Annotated in this window: 11 protein-coding genes; 10 read left to right on the plus strand and 1 reads right to left on the minus strand. The window is 63.8% G+C overall.

Annotation, left to right across the window (positions count from 1 at the left end):
- Nucleotides 1-38 precede the first annotated feature (38 nt).
- The 8 genes from FEU76_RS03535 (at nt 39) to FEU76_RS03570 (ending at nt 11,285) form a co-directional block, all read left to right on the plus strand.
- Nucleotides 39-2,933 carry a valine--tRNA ligase gene (locus FEU76_RS03535; RefSeq protein ID WP_144980417.1) on the plus strand — a complete coding sequence of 965 codons (2,895 nt, stop codon included), beginning with the start codon at nt 39-41 and terminating at the stop codon, nt 2,931-2,933.
- Nucleotides 2,934-3,133: 200 nt separating this feature from the next.
- Nucleotides 3,134-4,183, plus strand: coding sequence for a phosphotransferase family protein (locus tag FEU76_RS03540; protein ID WP_144980420.1), 1,050 nt, complete (start codon nt 3,134-3,136; stop codon nt 4,181-4,183).
- 23 nt (nt 4,184-4,206) lie between these two features.
- Nucleotides 4,207-5,430 (plus strand): ABC transporter substrate-binding protein, encoded by a 1,224-nt coding sequence (locus FEU76_RS03545; protein ID WP_144980423.1) that lies wholly within the window; start codon nt 4,207-4,209, stop codon nt 5,428-5,430.
- Nucleotides 5,431-5,446: 16 nt separating this feature from the next.
- Nucleotides 5,447-7,135: an ABC transporter permease gene (locus FEU76_RS03550; RefSeq protein ID WP_186299087.1), complete on the plus strand. Its 1,689-nt coding sequence runs from the start codon at nt 5,447-5,449 to the stop codon at nt 7,133-7,135.
- Nucleotides 7,135-7,770 (plus strand): ATP-binding cassette domain-containing protein, encoded by a 636-nt coding sequence (locus FEU76_RS03555; RefSeq protein WP_039175265.1) that lies wholly within the window; start codon nt 7,135-7,137, stop codon nt 7,768-7,770. The genes FEU76_RS03550 and FEU76_RS03555 overlap by 1 nt, the downstream gene beginning before the upstream one ends.
- A complete protein-coding gene (locus FEU76_RS03560) occupies nt 7,757-8,476 on the plus strand; it encodes a TIGR04283 family arsenosugar biosynthesis glycosyltransferase (RefSeq protein ID WP_260851344.1) in 720 nt (239 codons plus the stop codon). Before FEU76_RS03555 ends, FEU76_RS03560 begins: the two co-directional genes overlap by 14 nt.
- A complete protein-coding gene (locus FEU76_RS03565) occupies nt 8,466-9,092 on the plus strand; it encodes a TIGR04282 family arsenosugar biosynthesis glycosyltransferase (RefSeq protein WP_144980426.1) in 627 nt (208 codons plus the stop codon). Before FEU76_RS03560 ends, FEU76_RS03565 begins: the two co-directional genes overlap by 11 nt.
- A 54-nt stretch (nt 9,093-9,146) precedes the next feature.
- Complete coding sequence (locus FEU76_RS03570) at nt 9,147-11,285, plus strand: FAD-dependent oxidoreductase (protein WP_144980429.1); 2,139 nt, start codon at nt 9,147-9,149, stop codon at nt 11,283-11,285.
- Nucleotides 11,286-11,318: 33 nt separating this feature from the next.
- Here the strand turns inward: FEU76_RS03570 and FEU76_RS03575 are convergent, their stop codons facing one another.
- Nucleotides 11,319-11,699, minus strand: coding sequence for a transcriptional regulator (locus FEU76_RS03575; protein ID WP_260851347.1), 381 nt, complete (start codon nt 11,697-11,699; stop codon nt 11,319-11,321).
- A 173-nt stretch (nt 11,700-11,872) separates the two neighbouring features.
- On the opposite strand from FEU76_RS03575, the gene FEU76_RS03580 reads away from it, so the two are divergent.
- Nucleotides 11,873-13,264, plus strand: a complete 1,392-nt coding sequence (locus FEU76_RS03580) for a GGDEF domain-containing protein (RefSeq protein ID WP_186299088.1) — start codon at nt 11,873-11,875, stop codon at nt 13,262-13,264.
- A gap of 36 nt (nt 13,265-13,300) precedes the next feature.
- Complete coding sequence (locus FEU76_RS03585) at nt 13,301-14,461, plus strand: FAD-dependent oxidoreductase (protein WP_144980438.1); 1,161 nt, start codon at nt 13,301-13,303, stop codon at nt 14,459-14,461.
- Nucleotides 14,462-14,469: the final 8 nt, after the last annotated feature.

Genomic DNA, 14,469 nt, shown 5'->3' on the forward strand with positions numbered 1-14,469 from the left:
ACCTCGCCAAGCGGGGCGTCTCTGCTGTGAGTGACTCCATGGATAAGACCTACCAACCCGAACAGATCGAAACCCGCTGGTACGAGCGCTGGGAAGCCGACAATCGCTTCGCGCCATCGGGCCATGGCCAACCATTCTCGATCATGATTCCGCCGCCCAACGTCACCGGCAGCCTGCACATGGGCCACGCGTTCCAGGACACCATCATGGATACCCTGACGCGCTGGAAACGAATGCAGGGCAACAACACCCTGTGGCAGGTAGGCACCGACCACGCGGGTATCGCCACGCAGATGCTGGTGGAGCGCAAGATTGCCGTAGAAGAAGGCAAGACCCGCCATGACCTGGGCCGGGATGCCTTCATCGACAAGGTGTGGGAATGGAAGGAGGAGTCTGGCGGCCACATCACCCGCCAGCTGCGCCGCATGGGCACCAGCGTCGACTGGAGCCGTGAGCGCTTCACCATGGACGACGGCTTCTACAAGGCGGTTCAGGAAGTGTTCGTGCGCCTGCACGAAGAGGGCCTGATCTATCGCGGCAAGCGGCTGGTGAACTGGGACCCCACCCTGCACACCGCCATTTCCGACCTGGAAGTCGAAAACAAGGAGCAGCAGGGCAGCTTCTGGCACTTCCGCTACCCGCTGGCCGATGGCGTCAAAACCGACGACGGCAAGGATTACGTGGTGGTCGCCACTACCCGCCCGGAAACCCTGCTGGGCGACACCGGCGTGGCCGTGAACCCGGAAGACCCGCGCTATGCATCGCTGGTCGGCAAGTTCATCGAACTGCCGCTGGTGGGCCGCCGCATTCCCATCGTGGCCGACGAGCACGCCGACATGGAGAAGGGCTCTGGCTGCGTGAAGATCACCCCGGCCCACGACTTCAACGACTACGAAGTCGGCAAGCGCCAGAACCACCTGCTGATCAACGTCTTCACCAAAGATGCGACGATTCTGGAGCAGGCAGAAATTTTCAACCTGAAAGGTCAACCGCAGCCCGATGAAGACGCCAGCCTGCCGGCTAAATACGCAGGCCTGGACCGTTTCGAGGCACGCAAGCAGATCGTTGCGGACATGGACGCGCTCGGCCTGCTGGAGCAAGTGGAAAGCGTCAACAACACGCTGCCCTACGGCGACCGCTCCGGCGATGTCATCGAGCCGCTGCTCACCGACCAGTGGTTCGTGGCGGTGGAAAGCCTGGCCAAGCCCGCCATCGCGGCGGTAGAGAATGGCGACATCCAATTCGTGCCCAAAAACTACGAAAACATGTATTTCGCCTGGATGCGCGACCTGCAGGACTGGTGTATCTCCCGCCAGCTGTGGTGGGGCCACCGCATTCCTGCCTGGTACGACGCCGACGGCAATGTGTACGTGGCTCGAACTGAAGAGGAAGCCCGCGAGAAGCATGGCCTCGGCGCTGACGTCGTACTGACCCAGGACGAAGACGTGCTGGACACCTGGTTCAGCTCGGGCCTGTGGACTTTCGGCACCCTGGGCTGGCCGGAAAAAACCCCGGAGCTGGAAACCTTCCACCCCTCCAGCGTGCTGGTCACCGGTTTCGACATCATCTTCTTCTGGGTCGCCCGGATGATCATGATGACGCTGAAATTCACCGGCGAAGTCCCCTTCAAGACCGTCTACGTTCATGGCCTGGTGCGCGACGGCCAAGGCCAGAAGATGTCCAAGTCCAAGGGCAACGTGCTCGACCCCATCGACCTGATCGACGGCATCACCCTGGATGCGCTGCTGGAAAAACGCACCGGCAACATGATGCAGCCCCAGAAAGCCAAGGCGATTGCCAAAGCCACCAAAGAGGAATTTAAAGATGGCATCGAGCCCCACGGCACCGATGCGCTGCGCTTTACCTTCCTCTCACAGGCCACCACCGGGCGCGATATCAAGTTCGACATGAACCGCCTGGATGGCTACCGCAACTTCTGCAACAAGCTGTGGAACGCCTCGCGCTACGTGCTGATGAACGCCGAAGGCGAAGACTGCGGCACCCTGGGCGAGGAAGTGGAGCTCTCGCTGGCCGACCGCTGGATCATTTCCCAGCTGCAGAAAACCGAAGCGCAGGTCACCAAGGCGATGGACGAGTACCGCTTCGACCACGCCTCCCAGGCGCTTTACGAGTTCGTCTGGAACGAGTACTGCGATTGGTATCTCGAGCTTTCCAAGCCGGTGCTGTGGGAGGATGACGTACAGGGAAGTACCAATGCCGCGGGAGACAGGACGTCGGAAGCGGAAGCGCTAGTGAAGCGTAAGCGCGGCACGCGCCGCACCCTGGTGCGGGTACTCGAAACCATCCTGCGCCTGGCCCACCCGATGATGCCTTACATCTCGGAAGAGATCTGGCAGCGGGTCGCCCCTCTGGCGGGCACCTACATGGGCGAGGGCGCGTCCATCATGCACCAGGCCTGGCCAGAAGCCGACGAGAACAAGATCGACGAGCAGGCCACCCGGGATATCGAGTGGCTGAAGGGCGTGATCATCGCGGTGCGCAATATCCGCGCCGAAATGAACATTGCCCCCGGCAAGCCGCTGGACGTGCTGCTGACCAAAGGCCAGCCGGAAGACGCCGAACGCCTGGACCAGAACCGTCGTTTCCTGGCCAAGCTGGCCAAACTGGAAAGCGTCACGTGGCTGGCCAACCCGGATGAAGCGCCGCTCTCGGCTACCCAGCTCGTCGGTGATATGGAAGTGCTGGTGCCCATGGCCGACCTGATCGACAAGGACGCCGAGCTTGCCCGCCTTGCCAAGGAGATCGACAAGCAGGACAAGCTGATTGGCGGCATCGAGAAGAAGCTGGGCAACGATGGCTTCATTGCCAAGGCCCCCGTGGCGGTAGTGGAAAAGGAGCGGGCAAAACTCGCCGAGTTCCAGGCCACTCGGCAGCTGCTGGAAGAGCAGCAGGCCAAGATTGCGGCCATGTAACGCTGCACCGCTGATGCACGACACGACGGCACCCCCTGGGGTGCCGTTTTGGTCAGCGCCCCTGAAAATTCATCATCACGGTCGTCATCTTTTTTCAGGATGAACAGTGTAAGGTATTCACCATGACAAACACCAAGCGTCATCGGTGACCACTTCATCCATCGGCTTCACCATGGCCTCAACCAGGCAGAATGACGACTATGTCCACTCTTTCAGAGCCACGCCTGCAAGCGTTGGCAGCGACCTTGCAGCGCGAAGGGATCGACTATCGGTCGCTCTCCCCCATGGCCGACACCGGCCTGGCCCATGACCATGTCTGGATTCACCGCGCGGGGGGCGACTGGGTCGCCAGGCTGCCCAAGCAGAGCCAGATGAACTTGCCGCCCAAGGAAAACCTGGACTACCAGGCCGCCTGCTATGAGCGTGCCAGCCAGGGTGGCCATACACCTCGCCTGCACCATGTGCTGCCACCAACCCAGGCACTGCCCCGAGGCGCCTTACTGGTGGATGCCATTGCAGGGAAGCTGGCGACGTTACCTCACGACTTGCCCGCCATTGCCGATGCGCTGGCCAGCCTGCACTGCCAGCCGCAGCCTCAGCAGCACGCGCCTCTGCTTGCCCCGGCATCGCCCTGGCAAGCCATGATCGATGAAGTTCACCAGCAGGCAGCCTGGCTGGACGAGGCACAGCTCTCCCGTAGTGTTCATCTGCGTATTCAGCAGGAGCTGGATTTGCTGCCCAAAGCCCTGGAGGACGCCACCCCCACGTTGATCAGTTTCGATACCCACCCTGGCAATTTCATCGTGACGGAGACGGGCAAGGCAGTCCTGGTCGACCTGGAAAAGTGCCGCTACGGACTGCCCGGCATCGACCTGGCCCACACTTCGCTGTATACCTCCACCACGTGGGACATTCACAGCCATGCGGTACTGGAACTGGATGACGTGGTCGCCTTTTATCGACGCTGGCGCCAGCAGATGCACCATACCCATGGCCAGACAGGGCCCAGCGCCACCCATTTGATCGCCTGCCGTCGAGCGACCTGGCTCTGGTCACTGACCTGGTGTGCCAAGTGGCGTGCGCAGCACCTGAAGCGTCAGGATGGCTCCCGTCAGGGAGAGGATTGGTCGGCAGAGTTGACCAATCCCGCGGTCATCGAGCATGCCCGCGAACGCGTGAACCATTATCTTTCGTTGCCGATCATCGATCATATCCATGGCGAGCTACAACGTCTGCAAACAGCTTTGTAAAATATTGATTAAGAGGGTGAATAATGTCATCACGCGTATCTCACGGCGCACTGTTCGCTACCACGCTCGCCATCGCCTCGCTGGCTCTGCCCTTGAACGCTCAGCCGCATGCTCAGGATTGGGAAAGCGTCCTGGCCGATGCCGAAGGCCAGACCGTGTACTGGAACGCCTGGGGTGGCGATGACCGCACCAATCGCTACATCGACTGGGTCGCCGGGCAGATGCGCACCACCTACGGCGTGCGCGTCGAGCACGTCAAGCTCGATGACACCAGCAGCGCCGTGGCTCGGGTGCTGGGGGAAAAGCAGGCAGGGAATCACGACGATGGCAGCATCGACCTGATCTGGATCAACGGCGAGAACTTTGCCGCCATGCGCGCCCAGGACCTGCTGTTCGGCCCCTTTGCCGACTCGCTGCCCCATTTCGCCCTCACCCACCCCGACGACAACCCCGAGGTAGTGACGGACTTCACGCTGCCCACCGAAGGCTATGAGTCCCCCTGGGGCAAGGCACAAATCACCTTCTTCTACGACAGCGCCCACATCGACACGCCTCCCCAGAGCATCGAGGCTTTGCTGGATTGGGCGCAGCAGAACCCCGGCCAGTTCAGCTATCCGCGCATCCCCGACTTCACCGGCAGTACCTTCCTGAAGCAGGCGCTGATCGAACTGACGGAACAAGACGAGGCGCTCTACCAGCCTGTCGAAGACGCGGATTTCGAGGCCATCACGGCCCCGCTATGGGCCTACCTGGATGCGCTGCACCCCCACCTGTGGCGCAGCGGCCGCAGCTTCCCTGCATCCGGCCCCAACCTGCGCACGCTGATGAGCGATGGCGAGATCAGCCTGGCCTTCTCCTTCTACCCCACCGATGCCGCCGTGGCCGTGATGGAGTACGAGTTGCCGGACAGCGTGCGCAGCTATGTGCTGGAAGGGGGCACCCTGGGCAACGTCCACTTTGTGGCGATTCCCTATAACTCGCCCCACAAGGCGGGCGCCATGGCGCTGGCCAACTTCCTGCTCTCTCCGGAGGCGCAAGCGCAGAAGCAGTCGCTGAGCATGTGGGGCGACCGCAGCGTGCTGGCCATCGACCAGCTCAGCGACGCGCAACAGGCACTGTTCCAAGAGGGCGACCACCATCCTTCGGCCCTGCCTGCCGACGCCCTCTCCAATACCCTCGCCGAGCCCCACCCCAGCTGGATGACCGCCCTGCAAGCCGACTGGCTCGAGCGCTACGGCGTCAACTGAGCATGGCCTTTCGTTCATGATGCTGCGACTGGCGCCCATCACCCTCGTGGCGCTGCTGGTCCTGCCGGTGACGGCAGGGCTGGCCATGGTGCTGCTGCCCGCCTTTGGCTATCTGCCGGTCATTGGTCACGAGCAGCTGAGCCTCGCCCCCTGGCAGCAGCTGCTGGCCCAGCCGGGGCTGGGCCGCTCGGTGCTGGTCAGCCTGTTCAGCGGCCTGGCCAGCACTGCCCTGGCGCTGCTGGTGGTGGTGCTGTTTCTGGCCGCCAGCCAGGGCACCTGGCTGGACCGCAGCCTGCGGCGATGGGTGTCGCCGCTGCTGTCGATTCCCCATGCGGCGGTGGCCTTTGGCTTTGCCTTCCTGATCGCCCCGTCCGGCCTGACGGCGCGGCTCTTCTCGCCCTGGCTGACCGGCTGGGAGAGCCCGCCAGACGCGCTGGTGGTCAATGACCCCTGGGGGGTGGCCTTGACCCTTGGCCTGGTGCTCAAGGAAGCGCCCTTCCTACTGCTGATGAGCCTGGCAGCGCTGCCCCAGCTGCAGCCCGAAAAGCGGCTTCGGCTTGCCCGGTCGCTGGGCTATACCCCGGTGATCGGCTGGTTGAAGGTGGTGCTGCCCTCGCTCTACCCGCTGATTCGGCTGCCGGTCTACGCGGTGATCGCCTACGCCACCTCGGTAGTGGATATGGCGCTGATTCTGGGCCCGCGCCTGCCGCCGACCCTCAGCGTGTCGACTCTGGGATGGTTCAACGACCCGGACATCACCCGCCGCCTGATGGCCTCTGCCGCGGCCGTGCTGCAACTGGGAGTCACGGTGCTGGCCCTGCTGCTCTGGTGGCTCATGGAGCAGGGTGTACGCCGATCAAGCAGGGGCTGGCTCGTCAACGGCAGCCGCCAGCGCGGCGCCACGGCAGTGAAAATAGCGGGCCGAGGCGGCCTGCCCCTGGTAACCGTCGCCGCCCTGGCAGCCCTGGCGGGGCTTGCGCTATTTTCGGTGGCCGGTTTCTGGCGCTTTCCTGAGCTGTTCCCGCAAGCGTTGACCCTCGACCACTGGCAGCGCAGCGCCCCTCAACTCGCAGGCCCCCTGCGGACGACCCTGGCCATTGCGGTGGTCTCCACGGGGGTGGCGGCGCTACTGGTGGTCGCAGCGCTGGAGCATGAGCAGCGCCAGCAGATTCGTCCTTCCCGTGCCCTGTGGCTGCTGTACCTGCCGTTACTGGTGCCGCAGATTGCGTTTCTGTTTGGCTTGATCGTGGCGGCGGAAAGCCTCGGGATTCGCCCGCAGCTGGCATTGGTGATGGCGGGCCATTTGCTGTTCGTGCTGCCCTATCTTTACCTGTCGTTGGCGGAAGCCTATCGACAGCTAGACCCGCGCTGGATTCACATGGCACAGTCGCTGGGTGTCACGCCCAACCGCGCGTTTTGGCGGGTGCGGCTGCCGCTGCTGCTTGCCCCGCTGCTGACGTCGCTGGCCGTCGGGTTGGCCGTGAGCATCAGCCAGTACCTGCCCACGCAGCTGCTGGGGGCGGGCAGGGTTTCCACCGTGACAACCGAGGCGGTCGCCCTCGCCTCCGGCGGCAATCGACGCTTGATTGGCGTCTGGGCGCTGGTGCAGGCCGTTCTGCCGCTGGCGGGTTTCATGCTGGCGCTGGCGATCCCCCGCTGGCTGGGAGTGCCCCGCAGCGTCTCGTCCAATGAAGGAGCCCGGTAATGAACACTGCTCGACACGCCCTGACCCTGGAGCAGGTGCGCATTTTCCTGGCCGAGCGCGAACTGCTCCACGTCGAAGCCACCATCGCCCCCGGCGACGTGCTAACCGTCATGGGGCCTTCCGGCTCGGGCAAATCGACCCTGCTGGCCTTGCTGGCCGGTTTTCTCGCTGCCCCCTTTCGTGCCGAAGGCCGTCTATGGCTGGGCGAGCGCGAGCTCTCCCCCCTGCCAGCAGAGCGGCGTGGTATCGGCCTGCTGTTTCAGGACCCGCTGCTGTTCCCCCACCTTAGCGTGGCGGGCAACCTGCGCTTTGGCCTGCCCAGGCGCAGCCCGCAACCCCAGGCACAGGTGGCCCATGCGCTGGCTCAGGTCGGGCTGGCCGGTTACGAAGCGCGTGACCCGACCACCCTTTCCGGCGGGCAGCAAGCCCGGGTCGCACTGATGCGCTTGCTGCTCTCCCAGCCCCGGGCCGTATTGCTGGACGAGCCGTTTTCCAAACTGGACACGGCGCTGCGCCAGGAAATGCGTGCGCTGGTGTTCGGGCAGCTCCGCGACGCCGGGCTGCCGACCCTGCTGGTCACCCACGACGAGGCCGACGCCTCGGCAGCGGGAGGCGACGTGCTTGTCCTCGACTGACCATGGCCCTGGGCTTCCCAGGGTGACGCTCATCATCCCGATGCTCAATGAAGCGGCGAGCATCCGCACCACGCTGATGCGCCTGCAACCGCTGCGCTCGCAAGGCGTCGAAGTGCTGGTGGTGGATGGCGGCAGTCGCGACGCCAGCGTGGCACTCGCCACCCCGCTGGCCGACGCGGTGCTCGAAAGCCCGCCGGGCAGAGCGCGGCAGATGAACCTGGGCGCCCGGCAGGCGCAAGCGCCCCTGCTACTGTTCCTGCACGCCGACACCCACCTGCCCCAGGGCCATGAACCCCGGGCCATCGATGCGCTTTGCCAGGCGCTGCTGCACCGCCACTGGGGGCGCTTTGACATTCGTCTGGCAGGGAAAAGCCGCTGGCTGCCGTTCGTCGCCGCGCTGATGAACCGACGCTCTCGGCTCAGCGGCATCGCCACCGGCGACCAGGGGCTGTTCGTGCGTCGTGAGACGTTTTTTGCGCTGGGCGGCTTTCCCGACCAGCCGCTGATGGAAGATATCGAACTCAGCAAGCGCCTGAAGGCGTACTCACCGCCCGCCTGTCTGCCCCATAAAGTGGTAAGCTCGGGCAGGCGCTGGGACCAGCAGGGCGCCTGGACAACCATCTGCCTGATGTGGCGGCTGCGCTACCGCTACTGGCGTGGCGTCAGTGCCACGCAACTGGCCAAGGAGTACCGTGATGCCCGTTGACTCGCTGCCTGCCCACTTGCACCTGTTGGCCAAGGCCCCACTGCCCGGCCACGCCAAGACCCGGTTGATCCCCGCTTTGGGCCCTCAGGGGGCTGCCGATGCCCATGCCACCATGGTGCGCCACTGCGTGGCCACGGCCTGCGAGGCCCTGGGGGCGAGCCAGGTCACGCTCTGGACCTCGCTGGCGCATAATCACCCGCTGTTTCTGGAGCTGCAGGCGCAGCATGGCATTGCCCTGGCGGCCCAGCAGCCTGGCGACGTGGGCATGCGCGTTCGTCGGGCACTGAATCACACGTCAGGCTATCCGGCCATGGTCATGGGCACCGACTGCCCCAGCATCAGCGTGGCCATGCTGCGACGCTGTCAAGCAGCCCTGGCCACCTTCGATGTGGTCATTCTGCCCGCCGAAGATGGCGGCTACGGGCTGATTGGCAGCCAACAGGACTACCCCGAGCTGTTCACGGCGATTCCTTGGGGCACCGAGCAGGTGCTGAGCGTGACCCGCGAGCGCCTTGCCGCGCTGGGCCTGGAGGCCGCCTACCCCGACACCATGTGGGACATCGACCGACCCGAAGACTGGTTTCGCTGGCAACAACTTCATCAAGCGAGTGTGTAAGGCACTCTCGCGTATCGTCACTGACCATCACCTTTTCCCCTCCCGGAGCCTGCCATGAATCGTCAGCGTCTGCTGCTCATCACCCTGCTGCTGTTGGCCATACTGGGCTTTTACGTCAGTGGCGCCCACACCTTCTTTACCCTAGAGACCTTGCAGGCCTACCGCAGCCAGTTTCAGGCCGCGTTCCAGCAGTCTCCCTGGCAAGTGGCGGGTCTGTTCTTCGCGGTGTATGTGGTGATGACAGCGCTCTCCTTGCCCGGCGCAGCCTTGTTGACGCTACTGGGCGGGGCACTGTTTGGCCTGGGCTGGGGGCTGCTGATCATCTCCTTTGCCAGCACCCTGGGGGCCACCCTGGCGTTCCTGCTCTCGCGCTTCTTGTTTCGTGGGCCGATTGAAAAGCGCTTTCCCCGCCAGTTCGAGACGGTCAACCGGGGCGTGGAGAAGGACGGCGCGTTCTATCTGTTCACGCTGCGCCTGGTGCCGATATTCCCGTTTTTCATGATCAATCTGGTCATGGGGCTCACGCGGATCAAGCTCACCACGTTTTACTGGGTGAGCCAGCTGGGCATGCTGCCGGGCACGGCCGTCTATGTGAACGCGGGCGGCCAGCTAGGTGAGTTGGAGAGCCTGGGGGGAATCGTCTCGCCGGGGCTGCTGGCTTCGTTTGCACTGCTGGCGGTGTTTCCCTGGCTGGCCCGGCGTATTGCCGCTGCCGTGCAAACGCGAAAGGCTTATAAGGGCTTTACCCGGCCTGCACGCTTCGACTACGACATCGTGGTGATCGGCGGTGGCTCGGCGGGGCTGGTCACCAGCTACATCGCCAGCGCCGTCAACGCCAAGGTAGCCCTCGTTGAGAAGCACAAGATGGGCGGCGACTGCCTGAATACCGGCTGCGTGCCTTCCAAAGCGCTGATACGGGCGGCACGGGCGGCCCACGAGATTCGCACCGCCCATCGGTTTGGCGTCAGCGCCAGTGCCCCCGAGGTGGACTTTGCCAAAGTAATGGGCCATGTCCATCAAGCCATTGCCGACATCGAGCCCCACGACAGCGTCGAACGCTATACCGGGCTGGGGGTCACGGTGTACCAGGACCACGCCCAGCTCGTCACGCCCTGGCAAGTTCGCGTGGGGGATACCACGCTCACCGCGCGCCATATCGTGCTGGCCACGGGGGCTCGCCCACGGGTGCCGCCGCTGCCCGGCATCGAGCACGCGCCGCTGCTCACCTCGGAAAACCTGTGGTCACTCACCGAGCTGCCCAAGCGCCTGGTGGTGCTGGGCGGCGGCGCCATTGGCTGCGAACTCAGCCAAAGCTTTGCTCGGCTGGGCAGTCAGGTCACCCTGGTTGAAGGTGCGCCCCAGCTGTTGGGCCGGGAAGATAGCGAGGTAGGCGAGCATGTGGCAGGCACGCTCTCCAGGGAAGGCGTGACGGTGATGACGGGCGCCACTGCGCTGGAAGTCAGCCAAGTAGACGGTGCGCACCAGCTCGTCATCGAGCACCAGGGGGAGCGTTTGACGCTGGCGTTCGATTATCTGCTGGTCAGCGCGGGGCGTCAGGCCAACGTGGAAGGCCTGGGGCTGGAAACACTGGGCATTAGTACGACCCAGGCCGGCACCCTGGCCCTCAACGAGCGGCTGCAAACCCGGGTGCCCAACATCTGGGCCTGCGGTGATCTGGCAGGCCCCTATCAGCTGACCCATGCGGCGGCGCATCAGGCCTGGCACGCCGCCGTCAACGCCCTGTTTGGCGAGCTGAAAAGCTTCGCCGTGGATTACCGTTTCATGCCCGCCGTGACCTACGTACAGCCGGAAGTGGCGCGGGTGGGGCTGAATGAAAAAGAGGCCACCGCCAAAGGCATTGCCTACGAAGTGACCCGCTACGCCATGCGCGACAGCGACCGCGCCATTGCCGAAGGTGCCACCGAAGGCTTTATCAAGGTGTTGACCGTGCCCGGCAAGGACAAGATTCTGGGCGCCACCATCGTGGCGGAAAATGCTGGCGAGTGGCTGGGCGAATTCACCCTGGCCATGAAACACGGGTTGGGGCTGAACAAGCTGCTCGGCACCATTCACCCCTACCCCACCCTGGGCGAAGCGGCCAAGGCCACCGCAGGCGTATGGAAGAACGCGCACAAACCCGAGCGTGTGCTGGCCTGGTTGAACCGCTACTTTCACTGGCGCCGTGGCGAATGACCAACGTGGGCAGGGGCGCCTGGATGCGATGGGTCAGGGGTGCTGAGGGTCGTTTACGAAGTTTTCCATGATGTCGCGCACCAGCTTCCGCTGTGCCTGGGGTAACTGGCGATACAGGTCCAACAGCCTCAGCTCATCGGCATCGGGGGATACCTGCCAGGCGGCGGCAGGCTCCTTGACACCCGCCACCTCAGCCGCGCCGTAACGCAAATAGTGCGGAGAGACGGACAACCACTGGGCCAGGACCAGCAGCTTTTCCTGGCTTGGAAACGAGTCTCCCCGCAACCAGCGCCTGACCGCCTGGAAGGTGATGGGTTTTCCCCAATAGCGCAGATTGAATTCACGCTCCAGAACGGAGGGTCGGGCTTCGTACCCTGCCGCTTGCATGGCGGCTATCAAACGCTCGGCAAACATGCTTTTTTCATTCATGCCGCCAATGTGAAGTGATTCTTCAATAAGAGTTGAATAACGGTTAACCTTCTGATTGAATCATTACTTCAATTCCGAATTAAACTACGCCGTGCATGCACCCCCACGCACCCCACAGATACGCAAGACGGCCACTAGCGCGCCAGGAGTCTGCCAGGATGAGCCAGACGCCTTATCTTCCTGAACCGAGTTATCTGCACCGTGCGTTATCGACCCTTGGTTCGGCACCCGACCCGGATACGCTGCTGAAGGGGCTGGCCAGCACGCTTTACCATATCAACCGTCAGCAGCCCATCGCCCTGTACCGTCTTCACGACGCCAAAGCACTGCACCTGACCTACTATCTTTCGCCTGCTGGCCAACAGGCAGCCCCCCATGCGCTGCGGCTCATCACCTCGCTCGCCTCTTTGTCCACGCTCGGGCTGGACTATCGCGACATCCAAGGCGAGTTCGGCACCTGGGGCTATGTGGCTTATCCAACGCCGGATACTCATGAGCAAACCCAGTGGCTGACGCTCTTCATCGACCTTGCCAGCCAGCGCCTGCGTCTTTTGAAGGCCGCCAATGCAACGCAGCGGCGTATACGCCTGAGGCGGCGAAGACGCTCGATTCTCAAAGACATGCAGCACACATGCAGTATCGAGCATCTCGTTCAACGTCACGGACAAAGCTGGTGTCACATCTTTCAAGCGGTCGGCATAGCGCTCTATTATCAGGAAGAGCTGGCCTGCTTTGGCCAGTGCCCCCCTGAGCGCCAGCTTCTAGCGGCCATCGCGTCCCTGGCAGCACCGCTGGATGACACGGAGACCATCGAGCTCGATGGCGAGTGCGCGGGCGGGATTGCCGTCAGTGTTGATGTTGCCGACGCACAGCCAGCGTGGCTGATGCTGTTTCGTCGTCGTCACGCCGTGCCACTGCTGCCCGAACTGAGCTGCCCGCATACTCCTGTCGGCTGCTGGCTCGCGTCCGAGATCCACAGCCTTGCCGAGCTGGCCGATGACTTGACCTCGGTCATCACGGCCATCGAAATCGCCAATCTCAACCAGCAGCTCGTTGCCACGAATCAGTGGCTGGAAACCCTGGCGCACAAGGACGCCCTGACCCAGTGCTGGAACCGTTACTATACCGAACTGGTGCTCGACAGTATCGACCCTACCCACACCACCATGGCGCTCATTCTGTTCGACATCGACGATTTCAAGTGCATCAATGACACTCATGGACATGCGGTAGGCGATGATGTGTTGCGCGATCTGGTCGCAGTGGTGCAGGGCACCTTGCGTCAGGGAGACCACCTTGGCCGCTGGGGCGGCGAAGAGTTCATGATTCTGGCCAGGGAGCTCGACCATGAGGGCACCTTGCAGTTTGCCAACCGCGTACGGCTAGCCGTCGCAAGCGCCCGCTTCGCCGTGGCGGCGCCGGTCTCGATCAGTATGGGAGCCACGCTGGTACACGCCCATGAATCGCCTCGGCAATGGCTTGAACGCGCCGACCAGGGCCTCTATCTTGCCAAGCAGGCTGGCAAGAACCGGTGCGTTCTTTGCCCTTGATGCTGCCCTGCAGCCCTCGACAAAAGAGCACTCCCGATGCCCCCATCCAAGCGGCTGCTACTCATCGGCGCAGGCCACGCCCACGCCTTCGTGCTGGAAGCGTTTGCCCAGCGCCCGGACCCGACGATATCGCTCACGGTGGTCAGCGATAGTCCATTTGCCGCCTATTCCGGTGGCGTGCCTGCCTGGCTTGCGGGGGAGTGCACGCTGCGCGACACCCAGCTGGATATCGCCGCGCTCTGCCAGCGGGCGGGGGCTCGACTCATCACCTCACCGGCCGTGGCCCTGTGCCCCATGAAACGCCAGGTCACCTTGGCAGATGGCCATGTGGTGCCCTTCGACGTGGCCTCGCTCAACGTGGGCGCAACTCTCCAGCAGCCTCAGCACGCCGAAAACGCTGAGCGCACGCTGCCCGCCCTGCTGGCCATGCGGCCACTCGGTTCTCTGCACCATCGCTGGCAGGCGCTGCTGGAGGATGTCGACCAGCTGACTCCCGGCACACGGCAGAACGTGGTAAGCGTGGGGGGCGGTGCGGCGGGCTGTGAAACCCTGATGAGCGTACTGGTACAGCTGCGCCAGCGGCGTCCCGACGTAGCATGGAAAGGCGCCATCATCAGCGCGTCCCCCTCGCTGCTGCCTGGCGCTGGCTGGCTACCGCGCAGACTGGTGCTGCGCGCACTTCAACGGGCCAATATTGCCGTACACGCGGGATTACGGGGCAGCGCCCTGGTGGCGGGCGGCGTGAATACACAAGCAGGCCAGCGTATCGACGCCGATATAGTGCTCTGGGCCACCGGCGCCGTGGGCCAGCCTTGGCTTGAGCAAACCGCGCTGCCCCGCAACGAACGGGGGTTCATCAGCGTGAACACAACCCTCGAAGTCACAGGCCACTCGGGGATATTTGCGGCGGGAGACTGTGCAGCGCTGGCCCAGCACACGCCGCCACTGCCCAAGGCCGGCGTATACGCAGTGCGCATGGGGCCCGTGCTGGCCGACAACCTGCGAGCCGCTTGCCACGGCGCCCCGCTGGCCACCTGGAAGCCCCCCAGGCGTGTGCTGGCACTGATTGGCACGGGGGACGGTCGCGCCATTGCCAGTCGAGGCGCCATCGGTTTTTCAGGCCGCTGGGTATGGGAATGGAAAAAGCGGATCGATGCGCGCTTCATTGCCCGCTTCAATCCGCCCTTCACGCATTAACACCGCCC

It is taken from the genome of Halomonas sp. C22, assembly GCF_007655045.1.
In the GTDB taxonomy this organism is placed as follows: domain Bacteria; phylum Pseudomonadota; class Gammaproteobacteria; order Pseudomonadales; family Halomonadaceae; genus Vreelandella; species Vreelandella hamiltonii.